Below are 26,438 nucleotides of genomic sequence, written 5' to 3'. Positions count from 1 at the left end.
GCGGATGAGCCGGTGCCGGCGCCGAACGTTTGTGGAACAGGTCGCGGGGCCGACCGGCCACGCCGCCGCCTGTCAACCTGCCGTTCGGCAACATGTCACCCGCCGCCACCATGCCATGGCCGCATCAGGAACAGGCGCTTACCCACGCGGAAACGGTCCGTGGCCGCGGGCGCGGCTGCGTGGACTGCTGCGCCGCCGCGGCCGGTCCTGACTGGGCTTGCGAAGACCTCCGCCAGGTGCAACAGGCCCGGTTGGGTGACGATGGAGGTGTACGGCCCGACCGTGCTGTTCCAGGAGGAGGCAGCGGCATGACTTATCCCTCCGATTCATCGGGCACCGGCCCTCCGCGCGGCACCGAGCCACACGACGCCCCCTTGACCGAAGGGCTGGGCGCCTTGGCGAACATGGGCTGGCAGATCCTGCTCACCACGGGCCTGGCCACGATCGCCCTGGGCGTCGTGATTTTCGCCTGGCCTGAGGAGACGCTGCGGGTCGTCGGCGTACTCTTCGGCATCTACCTGCTGGCTACCGGCGTGTTCCAGCTGGCCGCCGCCTTCGGCACGCATGTCCCCCGGCATCTTCGGGTGCTGCACTTCCTCACCGGTGCGCTCTCCGTCCTGCTGGGGCTGATCTGCTTCAGGGGCACTGTGCAGTCGATCTTTCTGCTCGCCCTGTGGATCGGCTTCAGCTGGCTGCTGCGCGGCATCATGGTGACGGCTGCGGCGGCTTCCGCAGAGGACATGCCGGCACGCGGCTGGCAGCTGTTCTACGGGATCATCAGCACTCTGGCGGGCATCGTGTTGATCGTCTCGCCGTTCTCCTCGATCGCCGCACTCACCCTGGCGGTGGGTGTCATGGCCGTGGTCCTGGGGGTGGTCGAGGTGTTCCAGGCCATCAGGATGCGCGTCGAAGTCGGTCGCCTCGCTCCGGGCGGCACTGCCGCCGAGCGGCGGCCTCTGTTCCACCGCCCGCACCCCCAACACTGATCACCCAACACTGATCACCGGGACCGGACCGGACCGGGCAGCCACGAACGCGCAGCGAAGCGGCACTCCCTGCTACCGGGCGAACACCTCGGTCAGCGCCTGCACCGCGCAGGGCCCCCTCAGCCCGGCGCATTCATGAAGCGGGATGTCCAGCAGGATGATCCGCGAAGGCGGATGGGGCGAGCGGAGCGCAGCGCGGACGTCACGCTTGGCCGGCTCCGGTGGGGAAAGGGATACGGGAGTCTGGCACTCAAGGACTTCCCCTCAGCGGGGCATCGCGCGCTCCGGTGGCATCCCCGGGCGGTCCTTCGGCAGCAGCAAACGGAGGGCACCCGGCCGGATACCGCACACGACGGGCAGAGGAAGCCGCACCGCTTCGCCGTCGACGCCCGCGTCAAGGTGCGGCACCTCGCCGTGCAGAGTGATGCCGGGAGCGGACCAGATGACGGCCCCATCCCCCGCCGACCCGGCACCGCGCTTGTGCTGTCGCAGTTCGCCGCGCAGATGCCGCAGGAGATCCGGGGGAGCCTGCGCACGGCGCTTGAGAACGATGACGCCCAGCTGTCCCGTGGTGAGGGAGAACCGACGCCCCAGCCAACGCGGTGTTGCCAGGTGGTAGGGGTTATTGGAGATCAGCACCACCTGCGGGAACTCGACGGTCCCCCGTGGTGTGTCCACCCGGGCCTCGACCCACTGCTTGCCCTTGGCGTAGTCGGGTGCCACTGCGGCGAACGCGCGAGGCTTGTCCTCCCGGTACCCGGGTTCCAACAGGGCGTCGGCGTACACGCCGAAGGAGACGTTGTTGATGAAGACACGCGAGCCGAGCACGCCCAGGTCCACCTGCGCGGGCTCACCGTCGACCAGGGCTTCCAGCGCCTGCCCTGGATCGCGCAGATCGAGGCCCAGGTCCCGGGCGAAGTGGTTGCGGGTGCCCGCCGGGACCACGACCAGCGACCGGCCCGTGTCGGCGGCCACCGCGGCGACTGCCGACACGGTGCCGTCACCGCCCGCGACCCCCAGCACCTGCGCCCCCTCCACCACGGCTTTCCTCGCGAGCGACGCCGCGTCCCCTTCCGCACTGGTCGTCGTCCAGACCTCGGCTCCTATGTCCTCGGCCCGCTGCACCAGGCCGTAACGAGCCGTCTTGCCGCCGCCCGAGCGTGGATTCATCACGATCACCACCCGGGCGCGAGTCCGAGCGCCGGCCATCAGCGCATCCACTCTCGGTGTTCATGCGGTGACTTCGAATTGCCGGCCCAAGTTCGCCAAGGTCGCCAGGCTTCCGCCGGGCAAGGGTCCTGAGGTGCGTTGTCGTGCGGGGGCGTGGTGCCGGTGCCTGCTGGGGTTGCGGAGGTGGATGTCATGCCGCCTCACCCTCCAGGTAGAGGGGTGGATCGGTTCCCCTCCATCGTCACTCCGCCCAGCCCCGTGTTGCCTGGCGGGAGGTGGACACCCTCAAGGTCCGGTGTCCAAGGTGTCCACGCTCAGGGGGGCAGGCCCCTTCGTCTGGCTCACCCTCGGCCGCGTGAACGAGCCGGGGAGTGGTCGGCGGGCAAAGCCCCAGCTGCGGAGCAGTAACATCTGGGACCCGGTCGGAGGTCGCGGTGCCGGATGAATGAACGCGCACGAACGAGCCCGAGCGCTGGATCGCCCGTAGATTGGAAGTCCAGGCAGTCGCGCTCGCGGCCACGGAGAGCGCGTGATGACAGCGGACATCGATTTCACGGCGTTCTTCGACGCCACACCAAGCCCGTACCTGGTACTGGATGCGGACCTGGTGATCCGCTACGCGAACCCGGCATGCCTGCGGACTGCGGGCCGGACCAAGGACGAGTTGATCGGGAAGTACTTCTTCGACGCCCTGCCGGAGAATCCCAGCATCCGCGACGACGCGGAACGAAGTCTGAAAGCCTCCCTGCACCGGCTTCTGGACACCGGGAAGCCGGAAACCGCGGTGCTCCAGCGGTACGACGTGCCCGCCCCCGATCAGCAGGACGGGTTCGAGGAGCGATGGTGGTCCGTCATCCACACCCCCCTTCGCGGACCTGACGGCACGGTGAAGTGGATCATCCAACAGGTAACGGACGTCACGGCGTTCGTCCACTCACCCCGGGCACATCAGCTCCGCAGGGAGTCGACCGAGAGAACGGAAAGCATGACAGCCGAGCTGTACGCGCGCGCCCGCGAGCTGCACCGGCTGAACCAGGAACTGCGCCAAGCCCACGCCCGCGAACAGCAGGTCGCCGTCACCCTGCAGGAAGCCATGCTCTCCGTCCCCGACCTGGACCGGCACACCAACATCGCCGTGCGGTACCTGCCCGCGACCGCGTCACTGAACGTGTGCGGCGACTGGTACGACGTCGTCGACCTGCCACCCGACCGCTACGCCGTGGCGGTCGGAGACGTCGTCGGCCACGGCCTGCACGCCGCGGCCGTCATGGGCATGCTCCGCAGCGCCCTGAGCGCCGTCATCCGCGCCATCCCCAGCCCCGCCCAGGCCCTGGAAGTCCTCGGCCTCTACGCCCGCTCCGTGGACGGTGCCATGGCCGCCACCGCAGTCAAGGTACTCGTCGACACCCGCAGCAGACTGATCATCTACAGCAACGCCGGGCACCCACCGCCGATCCTGCTCCACACCGACGGAACCCACGACCTGCTCGACCAGGCCACCGACCCGCCACTCGGCACACGCGAGCACCACGTTCCCCGCCCTCAGGCCGGCCTCCCCTACACGCCAGGAGACATCCTCGTGCTGTACACCGACGGCCTCATCGAGCGCCGCGACGAGGACATCGACACCGGCCTGGCCCGCCTGACGACGGCCCTGACCCAAGAGCAAACCCTCCCCCCCGACCTACTGGCCGACGCACTGCTGACCCGGCTCAACGTCGCAGAGGGCGTCTCCGACGACATCGCTCTCGTCATCATCCGCCTTTGACCCGGCGCCTCCCGACAGCTCCGGAGATACGCCAGCCGAGTTAAGAACAGGCACTCAGCTTGTTCTGGCGGGCCGACCCCCGCCGTGAGCGGCAGACTTACGCCTTCCCCACGGGCACACGCCAGACCAGCTTCGTCCCGCCGCTCCCGGGAGAGGTGAACTCCAGCGTGCCGCCGAGGTGTTGGGCCCGCTCCGCCATGTTGCGCAGGCCACTGCGGCGCCCGTCGGCCGGAATGCCCACGCCGTTGTCGAGGACGGTCAGCCGCACCTCGCGGCCGTCGGTCTCCAGCAGGACCTCGGCCCGGTTGGCATGGGCGTGCCGGGCAACGTTCGTGAGTGCTTCGGAGAGGACGGCGACGACGTGGTCGGCGACCTCTTTGGACACCTGGGTGTCCAGCAGCCCTTCCATGCGCAGGCTGGGTGCGAAGCCAAGGACCGGCGCCGCCTCGCCCACGGCACGCACCACATGGGCCCGCAGATTCTGGTCCGCGCTGCCCTCCCGTGTGCGGAGTCCGAAGATCGTCGAGCGGATGATCTTGATGGTTTCGTCGAGGTCCTCCACCGCGCGCACGACCCGCTCCGAGGCCTGGGGGTGCTCGATGAAACGCCCCGCGCTCTGCAGGGTCATTCCGGTGGCGAAGAGCCGCTGGATCGCCAGGTCGTGCAGGTCCCGGGCGATTCGGTCGCGGTCCTCCAGCAGCGCCATCTGCTCGGCGTCGTTCCGCCGGTCGGCGAGTTCCATCGCGACCGCCGCCTGGGCGGCGAAGGCCTGGAGCGGCTCGGTCTCCTTGTCCGAGTACACCGTGCCGCCGGCCTCACGGACCAGGAGCACCACGCCCCGCACCCCGTCGCCCTTGCCGATGGGCACCGCCACCGCCGGGCCGAGTCCGGTGAAACGCTGCCGGCCGACCAGGAAGCGCTCGTCCCGCAGGACGTCCGCGCTCGTCACGGGTGAGCCGGCGGCGAACGCCTCGCCCATGAGGCTGCCCTCCACCGGCAACACCTGCCCACGGTGTCCTTCGGCGTCCTGGCCCGTGGCCAGCTCCACGGTGAGCGTCTCGGTGTCCTTCACCGGCACGCCGACCACGGACAGGACCGCGCCCGCGATCTGCCTCGCCCTGTCGGCGACCAGTCTGAGCACCTCGCCGCGCGGGCTGCCGGACAGCAAACTGCTGGTGATCTCCGCGCTCGCCCGCACCCAGCGCTCACGGCGCTGGGCCTCCTCGTACAGGCGGGCGTTGTCGATCGCGACACCGGCCGCGACCGCCAGCGTCGACAGCACGGACTCGTCCTCTTCGTCGAACTGGGCTCCGCCCCGCTTCTCCGTCAGGTACAGGTTGCCGAATACCTGGTCGCGGACGCGGATCGGGACACCGAGGAAGGTGTTCATCGGCGGATGGTTCGCGGGGAAACCGTACGAGGACGCGTGCTCGGAGATCTTCACCAGCCTGAGAGGCTCGGGGTTGCGGATCAGCTCGCCGAGGATGCCGTGGCCCTCGGGGTACGGCCCGATCTTCGCGATCTGCTCGTCGGTCACGCCCACCGTCAGGAATTCCGAGAGCCGCTTGCCGTCCGGTCCGATCACGCCAAGGGCCGCGTACTGGGCCTCCACCAGGACCGCCGCCGCCTCGACGATGCTCCGCAGGGCCTGCTCCAGGTCCAGCTCGCGGCCCACCGAGAGGACGGCCTCCAGCAGGCTGTGGACCCGATTCTGCATTCCCCGCGCCGCGTCCAGGCGGGCCTGCAGTTCCTCCAGCAGTTCGTCCAGCTTCAGCTGCGGCAGTCGTACTCGACCGCTCTCCGAGCTTCCCACCGCTGATTCCTCCAGGCATCCCGCGCCGGGCCGACGGCCGGTCGTCCGTCGCCCCGTCACCGTATCGTGACGGAATTTCGGGAGGAAAGCCGGTCGATTTCATCAGCTGGGCGACCGGAAACCCCGGGTCTCGGGCGGGTGAGCGGCCCGTGTACGGCTCGGGTCAGATCTGCGGGAGGCGGGCGGCGACGTACTCGGTCAGGTCGAGGAGGCGGTTGGTGTAGCCCCACTCGTTGTCGTACCAGCCGAAGACCTTCACCAGCTCACCGTGAGCCTGCGTCAGGGGTGCGTCCAGGACGCAGGATGCGGGGTCGCCGACGACGTCGCGGGAGACGATCGGAGCGTCGCAGACCCGCAGGACGCCCTTCAGCGGCCCCTCGGCGGCCTCCCCGAACGCGGCGTTGACCTCGTCCGCGGTCGCAGGCCTTCGGAGAACCACACTCAAGTCGGTCAGGGAACCGTCCTCGACCGGGACGCGTACGGCGATGCCGTCCAGAGTGCCGGCCAGTTCCGGCAGGACGAGGCCGACGGCGCGTGCGGCACCGGTGGAGGTGGGGATGATGTTGACGGCGGCGCTCCGGCCGCGGCGCAGGTCCTTGTGGGGGCCGTCGAGAACGACCTGATCATTGGTGTAGCCGTGGATGGTGGTCATCAGGCCCTTGACGAGGCCGAAGCTGTCGTGCAGGACCTTCACCATCGGCGCCACGCAGTTTGTCGTGCAGGACGCGTTGGAAACCACGTGGTCCCGCTCCGGGTCGTACGTGCTCTCGTTGACGCCCATCACGACTGTGGCGTCGACGCCCTTGCCCGGCACCGACAGCAGCACCTTGCGCGCCCCGGCCTTCAGGTGCAGGCCGGCCTGCTCGCGGGTACGGAAGCGGCCGGTGGACTCGATGACGATGTCGACGCCGAGGTCGCCCCATCGCAAGGCGGCGGGCTCGCGCTCGGCGGTGACGCCGACACGCTTTCCGTCGACGGTGATCGAGACGTCGTCGTGCTCGACCGTGCGGCCGAGTCGGCCGTAAGTCGAGTCGTACGACAGGAGATGCGCCAGCGCGGCCGGGGAGGTGACGTCGTTGACGGCGACCACCTCGACCGCTGTTCCGATGCCCTCCTGCGCTCGTTCCAGCACGCAACGCAGGTAGTTGCGTCCGATGCGGCCGAAGCCGTTGATGCCCACGCGCACGGTCATGTCCGTCGCCTCCCGGCCGGTTCCTGGGGTGTGCGCTGCCAGCCTGTGGCAGCGACTCGGGCAGGGACATGGGCCGTACGGGGCTGAGCCCGGGGACGTTCGGCCCCCGGCCTCCCGGGCGGCTGTCAGCGCCCTTCCTGCTGGAGCCGGTCCTGAGCCTGGGTGGCGATGACGGCGGCCTGGATGCGGCGCTCGACGCCGAGCTTGGCGAGCAGACGGGAGATGTGGTTCTTCACCGTCTTCTCGGCGAGGAAGAGGCGCTGGCCGATCTGGCGGTTGGTCAGGCCCTCGCCGACCAGTGCCAGGATCTCCCGTTCCCGGTCCGTAAGGCCGGGCAGCGCCTCCGGCTCCGGCTCCGGCTGCTCGCCCGCACGCAGTCGGGCCATCAGCTTGGTGGTGGCACTGGGATCGAGCAGGGACTGGCCCGCGGCGACCGTGCGGACGGCCGAAACCAGGTCCGAGCCCTGGATCTGCTTCAAGACGTACCCGGAGGCACCCGCCATGATCGAGTCCAGCAGGGCCTCTTCGTCGTCGAAGGACGTCAGCATCAGGCAGGCCAGTTCCGGAAGGCTCGAGCGCAGTTCCCGGCAGACCGTGACGCCGTCGCCGTCGGGCAGACGGACGTCCAGGACCGCGACCTGCGGGCGCAGCGCCGGGACGCGGACCAGCGCCTGCTCGGCGGTCGCCGCCTCGCCGACCACGGTGATGTCCGGTTCGTCGTTCAGCAGGTCGTGGACCCCGCGCCGTACGACCTCGTGGTCGTCCAGCAGGAAGACCCGGATCGGGTCGTCGCCGGCCAGCGCGCTGTCCGCCATGTGTCGCTCCTGTTCTCGAACCTACGCAGTCTGCCGCCCGACCGGGCCGAATGAGCGGCACGTGACCGTCATCCGCCTCTGATCCTGCGCCCTGCCGGGCCGATGGACCAGGGCCGATCGGCCCTGATTTCCACCGAGCCGGGCCTGGACGAGGGCCGGCGGGCCGAAAGGCTGGTGCTCGGCTCCGGCGGCCACGGCGCGAGCGTCGGCTTCCTGGTCCAGAACCCCGACGCACAACGCCGCCGCCGCGATCGCGGCCCTCCCCCGGGGGCGGAGGGCCGACCGGCCCACCGGTCGAGGACGTACGGGACCTGCCGGCCGCGCGAGGCCCGTTCGAACCTGTAACCGCAATCGCACAGACTTCTCCGGCACATCACGGGAGCACCCATGAAGGCAGCGGTAGTCCGAGCCTTCGGCGAGCCCTCGGTGATCGAGGACCGGCCGGATCCCGAGCCCGGCCCCGGCCAGGTACGCGTCGGTGTCGAGGCCGTCCTGAACGGCACCTCCGTGATCGGCTCGATCGTCGGCACCCGCCAGGACCTCGCCGAGGGCTTCGAGCTGCACGCCGCCGGCCGCTCGACTCCGCCGACGAGTGCATCGACGAAGTCCTCCGCGGCCAGGTCAAAGCACGCATCGTCTTCGAGCTGCGACCCGGCTTCGGCCCGGCACGCGGAAGGAAGGGCACACCGCTATGACGAACCACGTGTACGACTTCACCGAGGGTGCCAAGGAGATGGCCCACCTGCTCGGTGGAAAGGGCGCCAACCTGGCCGAGATGACCCGGCTGGGGTTGCCCGTACCGCCGGGGTTCACAATCACCACCGAGGCATGCCGGGCCTTCCTGGCCACCGGCACCGCGCCCGAGGGGCTGGCCCACGAGATCTCCGCGCATCTGAGGGCCCTGGAGCGGGCCGCCGGGCGGCGACTCGGGCAGCCGGACGACCCGCTGCTTGTCTCCGTCCGGTCCGGGGCCCGCTTCTCCATGCCGGGCATGATGGAGACGATTCTCGACATCGGCCTGACAGACGAGTCCGTCCTGGGCCTCGCCAAGGCCTCCGGGAACGAGCGCTTCGCCTGGGACTCCTACCGCCGCCTCATACAGATGTTCGGCAGCACCGTGATGGGCGTGGACAGCGAACGCTTCGAGAGCGTCATGGCCCGGCTGAGGCAGGCGCGGGGGGCGGCCGACGACCTGCAACTGGACGCGAACGACCTGGCCGCTCTCGTCGAGGCGTACAAGGACCTCATCCACCAGGAGACCGGCGACTACTTCCCGCAGAGCCCGGCCGAACAGCTGCGACGGGCGATCCTGGCCGTCTTCGAGTCCTGGAACGCTGAACGCGCCCGGCTCTACCGGCGCCGCGAGGGCATCCGCGACGACCTCGGCACGGCGGTCAACGTGCAGAGGATGGTGTTCGGCAACCTCGGCCCGGACTCCGGCAGCGGCGTCGCATTCACCCGCGACCCGGCCACCGGCCGCCGGGGCCTGTACGGCGACTACCTGCCCAACGCACAGGGCGAGGACGTGGTCGCCGGTATCCGCAACACCGTCGGGCTGGACGAACTCCACCACGCGAACCCCGAGGCGTACGTCCAACTGCGCGACCACATGGGCCTGTTGGAGAGCCACTATCGCGACCTGTGCGACATCGAGTTCACCGTCGAACGCGGCACGCTGTGGATGCTGCAGACCCGCGTCGGCAAGCGCACCGCCGAGGCCGCGTTCACCATCGCCGCCGCACTGGCGGACGAGAAACTCATCACCCCCGACGAGGGGCTCGCCCGGGTGAGCGGGGACGGGCTCGCACGGCTGATGTTCCCACGCTTCGACACCGACGCGGTCGGCCCGGCACTCGCGCACGGCCTTCCGGCCTCACCCGGCGCCGCCGTAGGGGCCGCGGTCTTCGACTCGGCCGAGGCGGTGCGCCGTGCCACGGCCCGCGAGAAGGTGATCCTCGTCCGGCAGGAGACCACGCCGGACGACCTCCCCGGCATGGTCGCCGCCCAGGCCGTGCTGACCAGCCGCGGCGGCAAGACCAGCCACGCGGCCGTGGTCGCCCGCGGGATGGGCAAGGTGTGTGTCTGCGGAGCGGAGGCGCTCTCCGTCGACACCCGGACGCGCCGCTTCACCACGAACGGCACCACGGTGGAGGAGGGCACACTCATCTCCGTCGACGGCTCCGAAGGCGCCGTGTACCTCGGGGCCGCTCCCCGGGTCGACTCCTCGGTGATGCGGTACTTCGAGACCGGTGCACGGTCCGAGGGCCTGGTCGACGCGGTGGCCCGCGCTCTCGAACAGGCCGACGGCGTACGGCGACTGGGCGTGCGGGCCAACGCCGACACACCCGAGGATGCGGCGCGCGCCCGCCGGTTCGGCGCCGAGGGCATCGGCCTGTGCCGCACCGAGCACATGTTCCTCGGCGACCGCCGCCGACTGGTCGAGGCGATGATCCTGGCCCGCTCGGACACCGAGCGTCAACGCGCGCTGGACGCCCTGCTCCCGCTGCAGCGGCAGGACTTCGTCGGCATCCTGGCGGCGATGGACGGCCTGCCGGTCACCATCCGCCTCCTGGATCCGCCGCTGCACGAGTTCCTGCCCGACCGCACCGAACTGGCCGTACGCATCGCGACCGCCGAGGCCCGCGGCAACCCGCCGGACGCGCACGACGCCGAACTCCTCGACGCGGTCAACCGCATGCACGAGGAGAACCCGATGCTCGGCCTGCGCGGAGTGCGGCTTGGCCTGGTCGCGCCGGGCCTGGTGGCCATGCAGGTACGGGCCGTCGCCGAGGCCGTCGTGGAGCGCAAGCGGGCAGGCGGCGAACCCCAGGCCGAGATCATGGTGCCGCTGATCGACACGGTCGAGGAGCTACACCTCGTACGCGAGGAGGTCGAGCGGGTCCTGGCCGAGGTCGCAGCGTCCTCCGGCACCCCCCTCACCTGCCCGGTCGGCACGATGATCGAACTGCCCCGGGCCGCCCTGACGGCGGACTCGATCGCGCGGGAAGCGGAGTTCTTCTCCTTCGGCACCAACGATCTCACCCAGACCACATGGGGCTTCTCCCGCGACGACGTGGAGGCCGCGTTCTTCACCGCCTATCTCGACAAGGGCATCTTCAAGGTCTCCCCCTTCGAGACGATCGACCGCGCGGGTGTGGGCCGCCTGGTCGAGATCGCCGTCGCCGAGGGCCGGGCCGCACGGCCCGAGCTGAAGATCGGCGTCTGCGGCGAGCACGGCGGCGACCCCGCCTCGGTCCACTTCTTCCACACGGCGGGCCTCGACTACGTCTCCTGCTCGCCGTTCCGCGTCCCCGTCGCCCGGCTCGAAGCGGGACGGGCCGCACTCGACGGGACGGAGGCGAGCGACACCAGGTGAGCGGTCGGCCCCCGAAGACAGCGGGGCGACCCGCTCGACTCAGTGAAGAGGTACATCACATGGCTCACACGGACACCGGCGCTCACGACACCGCCGGCGTGCTGGTGCGCGCGAGGAGCGGCGACGTGAGTGCGGAGATCCTCGCCTACGCACGGGACCGGGTCCAGGCGGTCGTCGATCACCCGGGAATGCCCGCACTCACCGGCGAGGTCAGGATCGACCGAGCGGCGGCACACCGTGCCGAACAACCCTGGAGTGCCGTGGCCGAGGTCCGGGCAGGGCATGCCGTGGTGATCGTCCACGCGCGCGAGGCCACCGGCCGGGAACTGGCCGACCGGCTGCAGGACCGGCTGCGCGAGCGGTTGGGCCGGGCTGTCCGGGACGGCACCGCCCACAGGACGGTCGCACCGCGGTGGCGCGGTGGCGCAACGGCCCGGCGGCCCTGAGCCGCACCCCCACGCCCGTACCCGCGAGAAGGAGTTGCCGTGAAGACCCGCACAGTCGGCGAGGTGATGACGTCAGAGGTCGTGAACGCCCGCCGCAAGACCTCGTTCAAGGACGTGGCACGGCTGCTGGACAAGCACCGGATCAGCGGACTGCCGGTGGTGGACCACGACGACAAGGTCCTCGGGGTGATCTCCGAGACCGACCTCGTACGGCGGCGGGCGGCCCCGCCCGAACCGGGTGCAGGGCCGCGGTTCAGGGGCGGCTCCAGGCGCCGCACCGCCCGCGCGACGGCCGCCGAGGCACACGGCACCACGGCGGAGCAGCTGATGTCGACGCCGGCGATCACCGTGCATCCGGAACAGCGCGTCGCCGACGCCGCACGGGTGATGGAGCGGCATCACATCGAGCGACTTCCGGTCGTCGACGAGGAGGACCGGCTGATCGGCATCGCCACCCGCCGTGATCTCCTGCGGGTCTTCCTGCGCACGGACGACGAGATCCGCCAGGACGTGATCGACGAGGTCCTGACCCGTTCCATGTCCCTGCCGCCGCACACCGTGATCGTCACGGTCACCGACGGGATCGTCGCGTTGGAGGGCCGGCTGGAGCGGGGCAGCGACATTCCGCTCGTGATCCGGATGGCCTGGCGTATCGACGGAGTCGTGGGTGTGGTCAACAGCCTCACCTTCCGCATCGACGACGCCTGACAGCCCGAGAAGCATCCCTCGCCAGGCCGATTCGAGGGCGGAGGGACCTACTCACCGTGACCGGACAGGAGGCCCGGGTCACCCACGGCCTGAGGGCGCTCGCCGACTACGAGTCGCCCGACCGGCGGTGAGGCCGAGTCGGGCGGAGCGCGGGAACGGACTGGGCCGGTCAGGACGCCAGAGGGGCCGAACGGCCCTGGCACGACACGATCGGCCGCCGTTCGATGGAGGTCTGTGCACCCACACACTGTGCGGTCGACACCACCCGACGACCAACGACCGATCCGTACGGAACACACCATGCCAACCACCGACGGCCGAGCGATCGAGGCCGGCCCACTCCACAGCGTCGAGCTCGACCCCGCGGAGGCAATGCGCCTGCTCGGCAGCGTGTCCATGGGCAGGATCGTGTTCACCCGGCACGCGCTGCCGACCATCCGGCCGGTCAACCATGTCCTGGTCGACGGTGACATCGTGATCCGCACCCGTGAGGGAGCGTCCCTGACCGCGCACACGCGCCGAGCCGACAGCGAAGGGGTCGTCGTCGCCTACGAGGCCGACGCGATCGACCCGGACACCCATGTCGGCTGGAGCGTCGTGGCCACCGGCTACGCCCGTCTGGTCACCGACCCGCACGAGCTGGCCCGCTATCAGGCGCTGCTGCGCCCCTGGGTGCAGCACACGATGGACTATGCGGTCCGTATCCGCCCGGACCTGCTCTCGGGCATCCGCCTGACCCTCGCGACGGAGGGGCCGACGGCCCTCCCGGAAGGCCCCGCTCGGCCCTCGTGACAGTCGCCGCCGGCGCACACACTTGCCTTGAAAACCCTCGCAGGCCAAGGAGCTGATAGCCCATGACGGCCCTGCTGCAAGTCCCCGACCGCCCCGTCCGAATGAACGCGGTGCTCGACGCCCCGCTGTCCCGGTGGCTGTGGCTGGTGAAATGGATCCTGGTCGTCCCGCACCTCTTCGTGCTGTTCTTCCTCTGGATCGCCTTCACCGTGGTCAGCGTGATCGCGTTCTTCGCGATCCTGTTCACCGAGCGCTATCCGCGCCCGCTGTTCGATTTCAATCTGGGTGTGCTTCGTTGGAGCTGGCGGGTCGGGTACTACTCGTACAGCGCCCTGGGCACCGACCGCTATCCGCCGTTCAGCCTGGGTGAGGAGCCCGCTTACCCGACACGGCTGGACATCGCCTACCCCGAGCACCTGTCCCGAGGCCTGGTGCTGGTGAAGTGGTGGCTCCTCGCCATCCCCCACTACATCGTCATCGGCTTCTTCCTGGGCGGCTTCCACCTCGGCTGGTGGACGGGCGGACTCATCGGCGTCCTGACGGTGATCGCCGCCGTGATCATGACGTTCACGGAGAAGTACCCGAGGGACCTGTTCGCCCTGATCCTCGGTCTCGACCGCTGGTGTCTGCGAGTGGTGGCCTACGCCGCGCTGATGACGGACGCCTACCCGCCGTTCCGTCTCGACATGGGAGGCATGGAACCCGCCGAAGGGGAGGAGCCGTAAATGACCACGTTCCTTGTGGCGGCGTTTCTCGTCCTGCACGGCCTGCTGCATCCCGGTGTGTGGACGGCACCCGTGCAGCCCGACAGGCCGGGCCCCTTCGACCCCGGACACTCGTGGGTCCTGTCCGCGGCCCATGTCGCTGCCGCCCCGGCGAGGGCCACGGCGCTGGCCCTCGCCTGGTACACCGCGCTGCTGTACGCCGTTGCGGGCGCCGGGGCAGTGGCGGGGGTGGGCTGGTGGCCCACCGCGGCCGTCGTGGCGGCCGCGAGCGGGCTCGCCCTCAAGGCCGTCTGGTTCGACCCGTGGCTCACGGTCGGGATGCTGCTGGACGTGGGTGTCATCGTCGCCGTGGCCATGTCATGGCCTGCGTCCCTCTACTGAGAGCCACGGGTGGAAGTTCAGTCGTGCGGGACGGCCGCCACAGGCCCCGCCGCGTGGTGCGGGAGAGCGTGGCCCGCTCGGTCACCGCGACACCTGGGAACTTGGCGCGCCATGGCCGCAGCAGTCGGTCAGGGCGGCCCCGACACGCCCGGCCAGGTGGGTGTTGAGCTCGGCGGCGAGGGCCCCGTCGTGGCCGTGGGGGTACGGCGGCGGACTCCAGCCGTGGGCCACGCGCAGGGCTGCGGCTCGCCGGGCTGCGGCGTCGCGCACGAGGACGCCGGTCGTTCGGGCTAACCCCGGCCGGCGGCGCGTAGGCATAGGGCTGCCACTGCCAGGCGTGCAGCAGGCGCAGGAGAAGGTCGCGGAGTTGGACTTCTCCTGCGGCCCAGTCGGCGCCGGAGGGTCCCTCCGGGGAACCGTCCAGACCGACGGTAACGGTGCGGAACAAAGGTGATCCTCCCTCATGGACGCACGGCCGGTCTTCATGGGCCCGTGACTGAACAGGGGCTGCGCCATCGCCGCCGGGCGGCCGGAACGTCACCGGGGCGCCGCCGCGACAGCGCGGTGGCGCCCCGGTTCGCCGGCCCGGGTGTTCAGAGCAGCCAGCGGTTGCGGTTGACGAACGGCAGCTTCGCCCACGCCTTGCCCAGGCCCCACGTGGCACCGGCGCCCGCGGTCGCGAGGGCGATGAGGACGACGGCGTAGATGAGGTGGTAGTCGGCGAACGGGTTCGTCGACATGCTCGGCGAGCCGTCCGACAGGTGCTTGGCGGGCGGCCACTCGGCGAGCCACATCAGCGCCATCATGGCGGTGCCGGCGACCGCGGCGAGCCGCAGGCCGATGCCCGCGATCAGGGCGAGGCCGATGCCGAGCAGGCCGAGCATGAACAGCCAGTCCGCCCAGGCCGCCCCGGCCCAGTCGTGGAACGTGGACTCCATCGGGCCGACGGCGACACCGCTGAGGAAGCCCTTGGTCGGTGAGCCACCGTCGATCCAGCCCTTACCGGACGGGGTGGCGTATCCGAAGCCGAACGTCTTGTCGAGGAAGGCCCACAGGAAGACGAACCCGGTCAGCAGACGCAGGCCCGCGAAGACATACGAGCCGACCGCCGTGGCGGACGCGGTCGCTGCTTCGCCGGGCGCGGAAGCGGTGCGGCTCCTGCGCAGCGACGGGAAGTGGAACCCCGTGTGCCGCTGGGGGTGCTCGTGAACTGCCATGGTGTCATCCCCTCCAGGGGTGAGTGCGCGAAGTCCGATTGGCTGTCGTCGCACTTCCAAAGTCCCGCTTCGGCGAGCGGAGTTGGAGGGTCCGCGAGGCCCGGGGGACGGGGCCGAACGTCCCTGCGGTGCGGGCTCGTTCAGCCGGTCCAGGTCCAGTCGACGACCTCCGGGAGGTCGACACCGTGCTCGCGGATCCAGTCGTGGTGACGGAAGCGCGCGTCCTCCATCGACTGCCGTACCTCCGCGGCCCGTACGGCCAGGCCCGGGACGCGGTCGATGACATCCATGACCAGCCGGTAGCGGTCGAGGTCGTTGCGGACGACCATGTCGAAGGGGGTCGTGGTGGTGCCGATCTCCTTGTATCCGCGTACATGCAGGTGGGCGTGGCCGGTGCGGCGGTAGGCGAGCCGGTGGATCAGCCACGGATAGCCGTGGTAGGCGAAGATGACGGGCTTGTCGGGGGTGAACAGCGCGTCGTACTCCGCGTCCGACATGCCGTGCGGGTGCTCCGTCTCGGGCAGCAGCCGGGCCAGGTCGACGACGTTGACGACCCGGACGGTGAGATCCGGCAGGTGCCGGCGCAGCAACTGGGCGGCTGCCAGGACCTCTTGCGTGGGTACGTCTCCTGCCGCGGCCAGCACCACGTCGGGCGCGCGCGACGCGTCCTCGGTTCCCGCCCACTCCCAGATACCGGCGCCCCGCGCGCAGTGGGCCTTCGCCTGGTCCATGGTGAGCCAGTCGAAGCAGGGCTGCTTTCCGGCGACGACGACGTTGACGTAGTCGCGGCTGCGCAGGGCGTGGTCGGCGACGGAGAGCAGGGTGTTGGCGTCCGGCGGCAGATAGACCCGTACGACTTCGGGGCTCTTGTTGAGGACGTGGTCGACGAAGCCGGGATCCTGGTGGGAGAAGCCGTTGTGGTCCTGCCGCCAGACGTGCGAGGTCAGCAGGTAGTTGAGGGAGGCGATCGGGGCGCGCCAGGGCAGCCGGCGGGTCACCCGCAGCCATTTGATGTGCTGGTTGACCATCGAGTCGACGATGTGGACGAACGCCTCGTAGCAGGAGAAGAGCCCGTGCCGGCCGGTCAGGAGGTAGCCCTCCAGCCAGCCCTGGCAGGTGTGTTCGGAGAGGATCTCCATGACCCGGCCGTGCCGGTCGAGGTGCTCGTCCACGTCCAGGGTCTCGGCCTGCCAGGCCTTGCCGCTGGCGCCGTAGACCGCGTTCAGCCGGTTGGAGGCCGTCTCGTCGGGGCCGACGATCCGCAAGTCACGCCGCTCGGCGGTCCTGCGCATGACGTCCTCCAGCAGGTCGCCCAGCACACGGGTGGGCTCGTGCATCGTCGCTCCCGGCTTGTCGACGGCGACGGCGTACCGCTCCAGCGGGGGCAGGGGCAGCTCGCGCACCAGCAGCCCGCCGTTGGCGTGCGGGGTGGCGCCCAGCCTGCGTGCGCCGTCGGGAACGCAGGCAAGCACCTCGGAGCGGGGGCGTCCGCGCTCGTCGAAGAGTTCCTCGGGGCGGTAGGAGCGCAGCCACTTCTCCAGCTCGCGCAGATGCTCCGGGTTCTCCCGTACGCCGGAGAGCGGGACCTGGTGGGAGCGCCAGGTGCCCTCGACCGGGAGGCCGTCGACCTCGGCGGGGCCGGTCCAGCCCTTCGGGGTGCGCAGGACGATGACCGGCCACGCCGGGCGTTGGGTCGCCCCGTCCTCGCGTGCGGCCCGCTGGAACGCCGCGATCCGGTCCAGCGCGTCGTCCATGGCCGCGGCCAGGGCCCGGTGGACGGTCATCGGGTCGTCGCCGCTGACATGGATCGGGTCGTGGCCGTATCCCTCGAGAAGCGCGTCGAGTTCGGCCTCGGGGAGCCGGGACAGCACGGTCGGGTTGGCGATCTTGTAGCCGTTGAGGTGCAGGATCGGCAGGACCGCACCGTCGTGGACGGGGTCGAGGAACTTGTTCGAGTGCCAGGACGCGGCCAGCGGACCGGTCTCCGCCTCACCGTCCCCGATCACACAGGCGACCAGCAGGTCCGGGTTGTCGAACGCGGCGCCATAGGCATGGGCGAGCGAATAGCCGAGCTCACCGCCCTCATGGACGGATCCCGGCGTCTCGGGCGCGACATGGCTGGGCACCCCGCCCGGGAACGAGAACTGCCGGAACAGCAGCTCCATCCCCGGCGCGTCCCGGCTGACGTCCGGGTATGTCTCCGAATACGTGCCCTCCAGCCAGGAGTTGGCGAGCACGGCAGGTCCACCGTGGCCGGGTCCCCACACGCACAGGGCGTCCTGGCCCCGGGCCCTGATGACACGGTTGAGGTGGGTGTGGACCAGGTTCAGGCCGGGTGAGGTGCCCCAGTGACCGAGCAGCCGCGGCTTGACGTGCTCCGGGCGCAGGGGCTCGGTCAGGAGCGGGTTGGACATGAGGTAGATCTGGCCCACGGACAGGTAGTTCGCGGCACGCCAATGGGCGTCCAGCGCCTTCAGCTCCTCGTCCGTGATGTCGGTCGGCGTCTGCTGCGCGACGTCGGGCATGGTCGGATTCCCTCCGGGCCGGGATCAGTTGGCCGCTTTCGCGACTTCCCTCACCGTGCGGCAGCCGGACGGCGCGGCGACAGGGCCGGTCGGGCCACAAATGTCTCCCGCTCAGCAGTCGCTGGGGACAATCACCAACGGGCATCGGGAGCGATGCAGCAAGGTGTGCGTGACATGCCCCAGGTGCCCGCCGCCGCGGCGCGAGTGGCGGTGGGCGCCGATCACCACGACATCGGCCTCTCGGGTTGCCTCCGCGAGGGCGTGCGCCGCAGCGGAGCGGACGGCACGCGTTTCCACGGCGACCTCGCGATACCGCTCCCGCAGCGCGGACACGGCGAAGCGCGGCACCGCCTCCTCGGTCCTGCCGAGCCGGACGGCCTCGTCGGGCACGCGGCCCAAAGGCACGGGGGCGGGCAGTGCGGGGCTCAACTGCCGATAGGTCCAGGCGTGCAGAACACGCAGGGGGACGCCGCGGCGTTCCGCCTCCGCGAAGGCGTACGCGGCGGCCTCTGCGTCGCGGTCGCTCTCCACACCCAACAGCACATCGCCGTGTTCCGTGGCTCTGCGATCACCACGTACGACGAGCAGTGGACCATGTGCGCGCGCGGCCAGCCGCAGGCTCACCGAACCGAACAGGCGGCCGGCGACGCCGCCGAGTCCCCGGCAGCCGATCACGGTGAGCAGGGCGTCCCGGCCATGGTGCGTCACCGCCTCGACCGGGTCACCCTCGAACGCGGAGGCGGTGACCGGCAGGCCGGGATGCCGGTCGCTCAACCGTGAGACCGCGTACGCCAGAACCGGTGGGGCCGCGTCGCGGTCGGCCACGGCGTACACGACGTCCAGTACGGCGGCTCGTGACTCCGCCTCGTGCGCGGCCCGGTCGAGCGCCCGTACAGCGGGCTGCGAGCCGTCCATTCCGACAACCACGCGTGCGGTGGTCATGGCTGTTCCCTCCCCTGACGTGTGATGCACGGCAATGTGGGGCGGCCTCCGGGTCAGAAGGCCCTCAGCCCGTGCTCCCGGAACTGCTCGCGCACCCGCTCGGTGAGGCCGGGATCCGGCACGGGGGTGTCGCGCAAAGGGAACGGGATCCCCAGGGCTTGGTACTTGTGGGCACCGAGTTTGTGGAACGGCAGGACGTCCACGCGGTCGACGTTTGCGAGCCCGGCCACGAAGCCGGCCAGCCCGTCCACGGCGTCCGGGTCGTCGGTCCAGCCCGGAACGAGGACGTAGCGGATCCACACGGGGACGCCGAGGCGGTCGAGGCGGGCGGCGAAGCTGAGCGTGGGGGCGAGTTCGCCGCCGGTCAGCCTCCGGTAGGTGCCGATGTCGAAGGACTTGATGTCCAGCAGTACCAGGTCGGTGTCGGCGAGGAGTCCGTCGGTGGCGCGGGCGCCGAGGAAGCCGGAGGTGTCGAGGGCCGTGTGCAGTCCGGCCTGTCGGCACCGGCGCAGGATCTCGCCGGTGAAGGCGGGCTGGAGCAGCGGTTCCCCGCCCGTGAGTGTCACCCCTCCCCCGGCGGTCGTGACGAAGGCCCGGTACTTCTCGACTTCCGCCAGCACCTCGTCGACCGTGGTCTCCTCGCCGTCCCGCATGTGCCAGGTGTCGGGGTTGGCGCAGTACAGGCAGCGCAGCGGGCAGCCGCTGACGAAGAGGACGAACCGGGTTCCGGGACCGTCCACGCCGGTGGACAGGTCCCAGGAGTGGATCCGGCCGGTGGGGCTCATCGGGACTCGTGGAAGGTGCGGCTGATCACGTCGAGCTGCTGCTCGCGGGTCAGACGGACGAAGTTGACGGCGTATCCGGACACCCGGACCGTCAACTCCGGGTACTTCTCCGGGTGTTCCATGGCGTCTTCCAGCGTCGCCCGGTTCAGGACGTTGACGTTCATGTGGAAGCCGTCCGAGGCCATGTAAGCGTCGAGGATGCCGACGAGGTTGCCCGCGCGCTCGCCCGGATCATGCCCCAGCCCTTCAGGAGTGATCGTCGTGGTCAGGGAGATTCCGTCACGGGCCTGCTCGTACGGAAGCTTGGCGACCGAGAGCGCCGAGGCGACCACCCCGTGCCGGTCGCGGCCGTTCATCGGGTTGGCACCGGGAGCGAAGGGCTGTCCGGCGCGTCGGCCGTCGGGGGTGTTCCCGGTGTGCTTGCCGTAGACGACGTTGGAGGTGATCGTCAGCACCGACTGGGTGTGCTCGGCGTTCCGGTACGTGGGGTGGCGGCGCACCTTGGTCATGAAGGACGTCACCAGGTCGGTGGCGATGTCGTCGGCGCGGTCGTCGTTGTTGCCGTACGCCGGGTAGTCGCCCTCGATCTCGTAGTCGACGGCGAGGCCGGTGGCGTCCCGGACCACCTTCACGCGCGCGTACTTGACCGCGCAGAGGCTGTCGACGGCGACCGAGAGACCGGCGATGCCGCACGCCATGAACCGGTGCACGGGGTGGTCGTGCAGGGCCATCTCGACGCGCTCGTAGGCGTACTTGTCGTGCATGTAGTGGATCACGTTGAGGGTGTTGACGTAGGTGGCCGCGAGCCAGTCGAGCATGTGCTCGTACGCCGCCCGCAGCTGCTCGTAGTCCAGGTACTCGCGAGTCAGCGCGGGTGCCTCCGGTGCGATCTGCTCGCCGGTCATCTCGTCCCGGCCGCCGTTGATCGCGTACAGCAGCGCCTTGGCCAGGTTGACGCGCGCTCCGAAGAACTGCATCTGCTTGCCCACCGCCATCGCGGAGACGCAGCAGGCGACCGCGGTGTCGTCGCCGGTGCGCGGGCGCATCAGCTCGTCGGACTCGTACTGGATGGCGCTGGTGTCGATGGAGACCTGCGCGCAGAACCGCTTGAAGTCCGCGGGCAGGTGGGGCGACCACAGGACGGTCAGGTTGGGTTCGGGGGCCGGGCCCAGGTTGTAGAGGGTCTGGAGGAAGCGGAAGGAGGTGCGGGTGACCAGCGGACGGCCGTCCGCGCCGATGCCGCCGATGGACTCCGTCACCCACGTCGGATCGCCGGAGAAGAGTGCGTCGTACTCGGGAGTGCGCAGGAATCGTACGATGCGCAGCTTGATGACGAAGTCGTCGATCAGCTCCTGGGCGCGGACCTCGTCGACGTCACCCTCGTCCAGGTCTCGCTGGAGGTACACGTCCAGGAACGTGGACGTGCGGCCGAGGGACATCGCAGCACCGTTCTGCTCCTTCACCGCGGCGAGGAAGCCGAGGTAGAGCCATTGCACCGCCTCGTGGGCCGTGGCGGCTGGGCGCGTGACGTCACAGCCGTAGGAGGCGGCCATTTCGGCGAGCTCCCCGAGCGCGCGAATCTGCTCGGCCAGTTCCTCGCGGTCCCGGATGACGTCCGACGAGGAGGGCTGTGCGTCCAGCAGGGCCTTCTCGGCGTGTTTGGCCTCGATCAGCCGGCCGGTGCCGTACAGCGCGACACGCCGGTAGTCGCCGATGATCCGGCCGCGGCCGTAGGCGTCCGGCAGCCCGGTGACGATGCCCACCTTGCGCGCGGCGCGCATCTGCGGGGTGTAGGCGTCGAAGACACCGTCGTTGTGCGTCTTGCGATAGCTGCCGAACACGCGCGTCACGAACGGGTCGGGCGCGTAGCCGTACGCCTTCAGGCCGTTCTCGACCATCCGCAGACCGCCGTTCGGCATGATCGCCCGCTTCAGCGGCGCGTCGGTCTGCAGGCCCACGATCAGCTCGCGGTCCCGGTCAATGTAACCGGGCGTGTGCGAGGTGATCGTGGACGGGGTGACGGCGTCCACGTCGAGGATGCCGCGCCGCCGCTCCTCGGGGAACAGGGCGCTGACCTTGTCCCAGACCGCGCGGGTACGCTCGGTCGGTCCGGTCAGGAAGCCGAAGTCGCCTTCGTAGGGCGTGTAGTTGGCCTGGATGAAGTCGCGTACGTCGATCGCGTCGCGCCAGCGCTCGCCCGTGAAACCGCGCCAGGCGGACTCGGACGTCTCCGACTCCACCACGCCTTGCCGGGCCGCCGTGGTCATCTGTGCCTCCGCATGCGCCGAACGACGCGTCCGCGTTCTCCCACGGACGCCCTGCCTTTCGATGCTCGTCCCCGGTGGCCGGCCTGTGGCAGGGCCGTCGGGAGCACGACGGGGCGCCGTACGGCCCGGGCACAGGGCCCATTGGTCCCTGCCGCCGCCGCGCGGACCGGTCCGGTGGACCGTCCCCGGGGGCCCGTTCGACCCAGGTACACACTCCGCCGCGCCACCTAGCGTTCTCGGCCATGGAGAAGGACACCTGACGACGGGTTCAAGACCGTCCCGCTGGACCGGGCCATGGGGGAACCCGTGGTCCTCGGCGGCTCGCTCGGCTTCCGGTGGGGAGGGGCCGGGCGTGGCCGCCTGAACCGCGCGGACGGTGATGTGACACGCCTGCTCGCTGATTGCTCGGCCGGAACGGAGTCCCCGAGGTCGAGGGGTCGGTGGCGGACGAAACCGTCGTCGCCGGCCTGGGCGTGCTCTGCACCCGCCGGCTGCTGACCCGTCGGATCCGCCTCGGCGGCGCCGACGCGTGCGTCGGCCGAGGCACCCGCACCTCGTCACATGATCACACGATCTCCAGGACGTCCCGGACGGAGCGGCGAGGCGTGACGGGGCCCTGCGGCCCGTAGCCCATACGCAGCACCATCTGGACGTGGCCGATGCCGCTGAGGGGATCGCGCGTCAGCTCGCGCAGGTCGGAACTCTCCAGCGAGTGGGAGCTCAGGGATGTGGCCAGTTCGGCCAGGGTCGCTTCGAGCAGGACGCGTTGCAGGGCCTGGCCTGCGGACAGCCAGTCGGCCGGCCGGTCGTCACGTGTGCCCAGGAGCGCCAGGTGGGGCGTGTGTTCGAAGGCGAGCGTGCCCCGGTCGGCCACCTGCCTTCGTCCGGCGAAGTCGCGCCAAGCCGCCCTGCCCTCGCTCGGGCGCGGACCGAAGGCGTACTCGGGAACGCCGTCCACAGCGGTGTCGGCCTCGGCTCCGAGGCGGGTCCAGCGCTCCAACTCCTCGCGGCCCGAGGGCTCCAGGCTGTCGCGGCTCTCCGCGTCACGCACCAGCTTCAGCATGAAGTCCGCATGCCAGGGGTCGGGGAACACGAGTTCCGCCCCCTCACGCGAGGCCGCCTCGCGCAGTACCTGCCGCACCGGCTCGGGTACGTCCCGGTCGGAGAAGGGGTTGCGGCTGGTGTGCCGACGGCTGATCGCCGGATGCAGCCGGACCAGGTCGTGCTCCGATGCCGTGCGGGCAGGCCGTGGCTCCAGGCCGACGACAGCCACCAGCAGTGGATCCGCGGGGTCGGGCAGCACCCTGACCTGGGCGGCGAGTCCCGCGTGGGCGGCGGCCACGCGGAGGTTGAACAGAGCCGCTCCGCAGCCGATGTGCAATGCCCGGTGGCGGGGATCCGTGCGGGGCATGGCACGGGTGAGGTCAGCCCGCAGATGCAACTGATGCTCGCCGGTCACATAGCGGAAGGACCAGGGCTGCGCGTTGTGCATGGACGGGGCTCGAACCGCGTCACCGACCAGGGTGGTCACATTCCGGGGACCATGTGGTTCGGACTGCCGCTCGGACATCACTGCCTCCTCGGGCGCCCAAGGCCCGTGCACTCCTGTCAATAACCACGGTGCACCACGGCAGGGCCGGCCGTCACCCCGACCGGCGGCCGGACACGGCCCGATCGGAGGAGCCACCAGGCACCGAGGGCCCCCTCGCAACGAAGGCGACCCATGAGTTCACGCCCGGTGACCGGCTCCGGGTCGGCCGCCGTCGGCCCGGATGGAGGTTCCGTCGGGCCCGACCGGCCCATGCGGGACAGGACGACGTGGCGGACCGTGGAGAGGGAGGGGAGTACGTCGAAGGAGGTGGGACCCATGCGGCATCGCACCGTAGGAGAACTGATGACGACGGACGTCGTGAGCGTGCGCCAGGACGCGGCCTTCGCGGACATCGCCAAGCTGCTCGCGGAGCACGGCATCACCGCGGTTCCGGTGGTGGACGACACCGACCGGCCGGTAGGCGTGGTCTCGGAGGCCGATCTGCTCCGCAAGGAGGCGAGCCGGCTCGACGCCGACTGGTTGCTGCCCACGCTGCGCCCGCAGCCCGTCGGACGGGACAAGGCGGAGGCGACCACGGCGGAGGGACTGATGACCAGCCCGGCCGTCACCGCTCGCCCGGAATGGACGGTGGTCGAGGCAGCCCGCGCCATGGAGCAGGGCGGCGTCAAGCGGCTGCCGGTGGTGGACGAGACAGGCCGGCTGACCGGTGTGATCAGCCGTGCCGACCTGCTGCGGGTGTTCCTGCGCGGGGACCGCGCCATCCGCGAGGAGATCACCGGGGACGTTCTGATCCGGACGCTGGGGATCGAGCCCGACGCCGTGACCGCGCATGTCGTCGACAGCCGGGTCACGCTGCGCGGCCTCGTCGAACGGAGGAGCACGATCCCCGTGGCCGTACGGCTGTGCCGCTCCGTCGACGGCGTGGTGGAGGTCACCGAGGACTTGCAGTACCGGGTCGACGACGTCGGCGGTCAGGCGCCGGACACCGGTCTTTCACGCCGTGACGGCCTGGCACCGTGACGGACGTCCGTCCGTGCGGCGCCACCGGCACCCCCGGGCTCGTCCAGGGTGCGATCGCCCCTTCCGTGCGCCCCGGCACCGCCAACTCCTGGTCCTACTGCGCCCCGGGGTCGAGCACCTGTTCCACAGCCCGGCGAGGCGTCGCTGTCCCTTCCGGCCCGTACCCCAGCCTGATCAGCATCTGGACGTGCCCGGCGAAGCCCTCGGGGCCGCTCATGATCCGTCGCAGGTCCGGCCACTCCACTGCCTGGTGCAGCAACGACGTGCGTACGCCGTGCGTCGTGGCGACCAGCAGGACGTGCTCCAGTGCCTGACCTGCCCGCAGCCAGTCGGCCCGGCGGTCGTGCTGGGTGCTGAGCACCGCGACGAACGGCTCGGCCTCGAACGCCTGCGAAAGGAGCCGCTCGGGGCGGCGCTGCGCGGTGAAGTCCCGCAGTGGGACTCGTTCGTGGGCGTCCTGCGGCCCGAGCGCACTCTCCGGCAGCCCGGCGTCGGCCTGCCCGTCGGCGTCGTGGCGGATCCACCGACGGCTCTCGTCGCGCCGATCGGGGTCGTTGCGGTTGCGCCACTCGGCCTCGGCGGTCAGCCTCAGCAGCCGAGGCACGTCCTGCGGCGCGGGGAAGGTGAGCCGGGCTCCCTCCATGTGGGCGGCCTCGGTCAGTTCGGAGCGCACATGCGAAGGCAGCGGCCTCCCGGAGAAGGGGAACCGGCTGCTGTGCCTGCGCCGGATCGCGGCGTAGAGGTCGGTGCGGTGGCCGGAGGCCGTGCGGGCCGCGGGGGCGGCCAGTCGGACGGTGGCGAGCAGTCCGGGGTCCTCCGGTGCCGGCAGCAGGCGGGTGACGGGAGACCAGCCGAAATGGGCGACCGCCACACGGAGGTTGAGCACGGCCGCGCCCACCGACAGGTGCAGGGCACGACCTGTGGGATCCACGTGCCGCAGGCCTCGCTCGGGAGCCGCGCGAACCTGGAGCGTGACGGTCTCGGGGTCCAGGCGGTAGCGCCACGGCTGGGTGTTGAAGATCGAGGGTGCGGCGATCGCGGCCGAGATGCAGGCTTCCAGGGTCGCGGCGTCGAGCGTCGTCGACTGCATGATGGTCTCCTCCCCGCATGACTCGGAGCGGTTGATGCTGTCCTCCGAGCTTGAGAGGTCGCGAGCACCGCGTAGAGGGGCCGATGGTCCCCAGCCGGGCGCCGGACGGCTCGGTGTACGTCTCCAGGGCGCGGCCAAGGCCGAACGGCCCCCGGCACGTGACAGAACGTCCCCGAAAGACCCGCCGACGCCCCCTGTTCGGCCCCTGCCGCGGCGCAGTTCCCGGTGTCACGTTCTTGTGCGAGACGACGAGGAGGCGCAGTCCGATGCGTGAAGAGCAGCGCACGAAGCGAACGAGGCATCTGCTGTGGCGGTGGCGGAGCAACCCGCTGCGGCGGCACGACGACATCGTCGAGGCATGGACCGTCCTGGCCGTGTGGACGGTCATCGCACTGGGCGGCACGCTCGTGGGCGCACTGACCGCCGAAGCCGCCGACGACTCCTTCACGCAGCAGCGCGGAGAGCGCCACGCCGTCCAGGCAGCGCTCGTCGAAGGTACGACGGACACGGCGCTCACCGGCAGGGGGACCATGAGCGACCGGGTCCGGGCGACGGTCCGCTGGACGGCGTCGGACGGTTCCGCGCACACAGGCCGGACTCTGGTGCACACCGGCCGGGAGGCCGGTTCGAAGGTCGTGGTCTGGCTGGACGACACAGGACAGGTGACGCGGGAGCCGCAGTCCGCCGCCGAGGCCGCGTTGGAGGCGGCGGTCCTCGGCACGGGGGCCGCCGTCGCGTTCGGCGGGATGGCCTACGGTGCCGGACGTCTAGTGCGGTGGCGGCTCGACCAGCGGCGATACGACCAGTGGGGCAAGGAGTGGGAGCAGACCGGACCGCGGTGGCGCCGCAAGACCACATGATCCACCGT

At 70.6% G+C, this 26,438-nt stretch carries 22 protein-coding genes and 1 pseudogene; 12 read left to right on the top strand and 11 right to left on the bottom strand.

The annotated features are described in order from the left end of the window. The first annotated feature begins 308 nt into the window (after positions 1–308). Positions 309–986: an HdeD family acid-resistance protein gene (locus ACIRD7_RS17120; protein WP_403453701.1), complete on the top strand. Its 678-nt coding sequence runs from the start codon at positions 309–311 to the stop codon at positions 984–986. Between the two features lie 264 nt (positions 987–1,250). Here ACIRD7_RS17120 and ACIRD7_RS17115 read toward each other — a convergent pair whose 3' ends face one another. Further along, positions 1,251–2,195, bottom strand: coding sequence for a diacylglycerol/lipid kinase family protein (locus ACIRD7_RS17115; RefSeq protein WP_403453699.1), 945 nt, complete (start codon positions 2,193–2,195; stop codon positions 1,251–1,253). Positions 2,196–2,688: 493 nt separating this feature from the next. Between ACIRD7_RS17115 and ACIRD7_RS17110 the strand changes: the two genes are divergently transcribed. Further along, positions 2,689–3,924, top strand: coding sequence for a PP2C family protein-serine/threonine phosphatase (locus ACIRD7_RS17110; protein ID WP_403453697.1), 1,236 nt, complete (start codon positions 2,689–2,691; stop codon positions 3,922–3,924). A 97-nt stretch (positions 3,925–4,021) separates the two neighbouring features. On the opposite strand, the gene ACIRD7_RS17105 is transcribed toward ACIRD7_RS17110, so the two are convergent. From ACIRD7_RS17105 to ACIRD7_RS17095, 3 genes are all read right to left on the bottom strand, one after another. Beyond that, on the bottom strand, positions 4,022–5,737 hold the full coding sequence (locus ACIRD7_RS17105) for a GAF domain-containing protein (protein WP_403453696.1): 1,716 nt from the start codon (positions 5,735–5,737) through the stop codon (positions 4,022–4,024). A 163-nt stretch (positions 5,738–5,900) separates the two neighbouring features. After that, positions 5,901–6,929: a type I glyceraldehyde-3-phosphate dehydrogenase gene (gap, locus tag ACIRD7_RS17100; RefSeq protein WP_403453694.1), complete on the bottom strand. Its 1,029-nt coding sequence runs from the start codon at positions 6,927–6,929 to the stop codon at positions 5,901–5,903. 125 nt (positions 6,930–7,054) lie between these two features. Then, positions 7,055–7,744: a response regulator gene (locus ACIRD7_RS17095; protein WP_403453692.1), complete on the bottom strand. Its 690-nt coding sequence runs from the start codon at positions 7,742–7,744 to the stop codon at positions 7,055–7,057. A gap of 453 nt (positions 7,745–8,197) precedes the next feature. Between ACIRD7_RS17095 and ACIRD7_RS17090 the strand changes: the two are divergent. The 8 genes and pseudogenes from ACIRD7_RS17090 to ACIRD7_RS17055 form a co-directional block, all read left to right on the top strand. Then, positions 8,198–8,439: pseudogene (locus ACIRD7_RS17090) on the top strand (hypothetical protein); the annotation flags it as partial. After that, positions 8,436–11,120 carry a pyruvate, phosphate dikinase gene (gene ppdK, locus ACIRD7_RS17085; protein WP_403453690.1) on the top strand — a complete coding sequence of 895 codons (2,685 nt, stop codon included), beginning with the start codon at positions 8,436–8,438 and terminating at the stop codon, positions 11,118–11,120. The pseudogene ACIRD7_RS17090 and the gene ppdK, both read left to right, overlap by 4 nt. Positions 11,121–11,179: 59 nt before the next feature. After that, positions 11,180–11,566, top strand: coding sequence for a hypothetical protein (locus ACIRD7_RS17080; protein WP_403453688.1), 387 nt, complete (start codon positions 11,180–11,182; stop codon positions 11,564–11,566). A gap of 39 nt (positions 11,567–11,605) precedes the next feature. Beyond that, positions 11,606–12,274, top strand: coding sequence for a CBS domain-containing protein (locus ACIRD7_RS17075; protein WP_403453687.1), 669 nt, complete (start codon positions 11,606–11,608; stop codon positions 12,272–12,274). Between the two features lie 300 nt (positions 12,275–12,574). Further along, on the top strand, positions 12,575–13,066 hold the full coding sequence (locus ACIRD7_RS17070) for a pyridoxamine 5'-phosphate oxidase family protein (RefSeq protein WP_403453685.1): 492 nt from the start codon (positions 12,575–12,577) through the stop codon (positions 13,064–13,066). A gap of 62 nt (positions 13,067–13,128) precedes the next feature. Further along, positions 13,129–13,791, top strand: coding sequence for a DUF4389 domain-containing protein (locus tag ACIRD7_RS17065; protein ID WP_403453683.1), 663 nt, complete (start codon positions 13,129–13,131; stop codon positions 13,789–13,791). Beyond that, positions 13,792–14,172, top strand: coding sequence for a hypothetical protein (locus ACIRD7_RS17060; protein WP_403453680.1), 381 nt, complete (start codon positions 13,792–13,794; stop codon positions 14,170–14,172). It abuts the gene before it with no gap. A 111-nt stretch (positions 14,173–14,283) separates the two neighbouring features. Further along, complete coding sequence (locus tag ACIRD7_RS17055; RefSeq protein WP_403453679.1) at positions 14,284–14,466, top strand: hypothetical protein; 183 nt, start codon at positions 14,284–14,286, stop codon at positions 14,464–14,466. Between the two features lie 299 nt (positions 14,467–14,765). Here the strand turns inward: ACIRD7_RS17055 and ACIRD7_RS17050 are convergent, their stop codons facing one another. The 6 genes from ACIRD7_RS17050 to ACIRD7_RS17025 all read right to left on the bottom strand — a co-directional run bounded on the left by ACIRD7_RS17050 (position 14,766) and on the right by ACIRD7_RS17025 (position 23,478). After that, complete coding sequence (locus ACIRD7_RS17050) at positions 14,766–15,389, bottom strand: hypothetical protein (protein WP_403453677.1); 624 nt, start codon at positions 15,387–15,389, stop codon at positions 14,766–14,768. A 140-nt stretch (positions 15,390–15,529) separates the two neighbouring features. Next, complete coding sequence (locus ACIRD7_RS17045) at positions 15,530–17,914, bottom strand: phosphoketolase (protein ID WP_403453676.1); 2,385 nt, start codon at positions 17,912–17,914, stop codon at positions 15,530–15,532. A gap of 111 nt (positions 17,915–18,025) precedes the next feature. Beyond that, on the bottom strand, positions 18,026–18,856 hold the full coding sequence (locus tag ACIRD7_RS17040; RefSeq protein ID WP_403453674.1) for a universal stress protein: 831 nt from the start codon (positions 18,854–18,856) through the stop codon (positions 18,026–18,028). 53 nt (positions 18,857–18,909) lie between these two features. Beyond that, a complete protein-coding gene (gene pflA, locus ACIRD7_RS17035) occupies positions 18,910–19,641 on the bottom strand; it encodes a pyruvate formate-lyase-activating protein (protein WP_403453671.1) in 732 nt (243 codons plus the stop codon). Then, complete coding sequence (gene pflB, locus ACIRD7_RS17030; protein ID WP_403453669.1) at positions 19,638–21,908, bottom strand: formate C-acetyltransferase; 2,271 nt, start codon at positions 21,906–21,908, stop codon at positions 19,638–19,640. The genes pflA and pflB overlap by 4 nt, the downstream gene beginning before the upstream one ends. Positions 21,909–22,473: 565 nt before the next feature. Continuing rightward, on the bottom strand, positions 22,474–23,478 hold the full coding sequence (locus ACIRD7_RS17025) for an Acg family FMN-binding oxidoreductase (protein ID WP_403453667.1): 1,005 nt from the start codon (positions 23,476–23,478) through the stop codon (positions 22,474–22,476). 297 nt (positions 23,479–23,775) lie between these two features. Here ACIRD7_RS17025 and ACIRD7_RS17020 point away from each other — a divergent pair, with 297 nt between their 5' ends. Further along, the gene (locus tag ACIRD7_RS17020; RefSeq protein WP_403453665.1) at positions 23,776–24,480 is read left to right on the top strand and encodes a CBS domain-containing protein; all 705 of its coding nucleotides are present in this window, start codon (positions 23,776–23,778) and stop codon (positions 24,478–24,480) included. Positions 24,481–24,574: 94 nt separating this feature from the next. Here ACIRD7_RS17020 and ACIRD7_RS17015 read toward each other — a convergent pair whose 3' ends face one another. Next, complete coding sequence (locus ACIRD7_RS17015; protein WP_403453664.1) at positions 24,575–25,570, bottom strand: Acg family FMN-binding oxidoreductase; 996 nt, start codon at positions 25,568–25,570, stop codon at positions 24,575–24,577. A 266-nt stretch (positions 25,571–25,836) separates the two neighbouring features. Here ACIRD7_RS17015 and ACIRD7_RS17010 point away from each other — a divergent pair, with 266 nt between their 5' ends. Next, a complete protein-coding gene (locus ACIRD7_RS17010; RefSeq protein ID WP_403453663.1) occupies positions 25,837–26,430 on the top strand; it encodes a hypothetical protein in 594 nt (197 codons plus the stop codon). Positions 26,431–26,438: the final 8 nt, after the last annotated feature.

The organism is Streptomyces sp. NPDC093568, from assembly GCF_044764945.1.
Lineage (GTDB): Bacteria > Actinomycetota > Actinomycetes > Streptomycetales > Streptomycetaceae > Streptomyces.
This window is presented reverse-complemented; position numbering and strand designations above follow the sequence as displayed.

Excerpts from the sequence above, each read along its gene's own strand:
- ACIRD7_RS17115 (WP_403453699.1), bottom strand. The coding sequence starts at position 2,195 with ATGGCCGGCGCTCGGACTCGCGCCCGGGTGGTGATCGTGATGAATCCA.
- ACIRD7_RS17070 (WP_403453685.1), top strand. The coding sequence starts at position 12,575 with ATGCCAACCACCGACGGCCGAGCGATCGAGGCCGGCCCACTCCACAGC.
- pflB (WP_403453669.1), bottom strand. The coding sequence starts at position 21,908 with ATGACCACGGCGGCCCGGCAAGGCGTGGTGGAGTCGGAGACGTCCGAG.
- ACIRD7_RS17055 (WP_403453679.1), top strand. The coding sequence starts at position 14,284 with ATGGCCGCAGCAGTCGGTCAGGGCGGCCCCGACACGCCCGGCCAGGTG.
- ACIRD7_RS17020 (WP_403453665.1), top strand. The coding sequence starts at position 23,776 with ATGCGGCATCGCACCGTAGGAGAACTGATGACGACGGACGTCGTGAGC.
- ACIRD7_RS17050 (WP_403453677.1), bottom strand. The coding sequence starts at position 15,389 with ATGGCAGTTCACGAGCACCCCCAGCGGCACACGGGGTTCCACTTCCCG.
- ACIRD7_RS17040 (WP_403453674.1), bottom strand. The coding sequence starts at position 18,856 with ATGACCACCGCACGCGTGGTTGTCGGAATGGACGGCTCGCAGCCCGCT.
- gap (WP_403453694.1), bottom strand. The coding sequence starts at position 6,929 with ATGACCGTGCGCGTGGGCATCAACGGCTTCGGCCGCATCGGACGCAAC.
- ACIRD7_RS17120 (WP_403453701.1), top strand. The coding sequence starts at position 309 with ATGACTTATCCCTCCGATTCATCGGGCACCGGCCCTCCGCGCGGCACC.
- ACIRD7_RS17080 (WP_403453688.1), top strand. The coding sequence starts at position 11,180 with ATGGCTCACACGGACACCGGCGCTCACGACACCGCCGGCGTGCTGGTG.
- ACIRD7_RS17065 (WP_403453683.1), top strand. The coding sequence starts at position 13,129 with ATGACGGCCCTGCTGCAAGTCCCCGACCGCCCCGTCCGAATGAACGCG.
- ACIRD7_RS17110 (WP_403453697.1), top strand. The coding sequence starts at position 2,689 with ATGACAGCGGACATCGATTTCACGGCGTTCTTCGACGCCACACCAAGC.
- ACIRD7_RS17045 (WP_403453676.1), bottom strand. The coding sequence starts at position 17,914 with ATGCCCGACGTCGCGCAGCAGACGCCGACCGACATCACGGACGAGGAG.
- pflA (WP_403453671.1), bottom strand. The coding sequence starts at position 19,641 with ATGAGCCCCACCGGCCGGATCCACTCCTGGGACCTGTCCACCGGCGTG.
- ppdK (WP_403453690.1), top strand. The coding sequence starts at position 8,436 with ATGACGAACCACGTGTACGACTTCACCGAGGGTGCCAAGGAGATGGCC.
- ACIRD7_RS17015 (WP_403453664.1), bottom strand. The coding sequence starts at position 25,570 with ATGCAGTCGACGACGCTCGACGCCGCGACCCTGGAAGCCTGCATCTCG.
- ACIRD7_RS17060 (WP_403453680.1), top strand. The coding sequence starts at position 13,792 with ATGACCACGTTCCTTGTGGCGGCGTTTCTCGTCCTGCACGGCCTGCTG.
- ACIRD7_RS17095 (WP_403453692.1), bottom strand. The coding sequence starts at position 7,744 with ATGGCGGACAGCGCGCTGGCCGGCGACGACCCGATCCGGGTCTTCCTG.
- ACIRD7_RS17010 (WP_403453663.1), top strand. The coding sequence starts at position 25,837 with ATGCGTGAAGAGCAGCGCACGAAGCGAACGAGGCATCTGCTGTGGCGG.
- ACIRD7_RS17025 (WP_403453667.1), bottom strand. The coding sequence starts at position 23,478 with ATGTCCGAGCGGCAGTCCGAACCACATGGTCCCCGGAATGTGACCACC.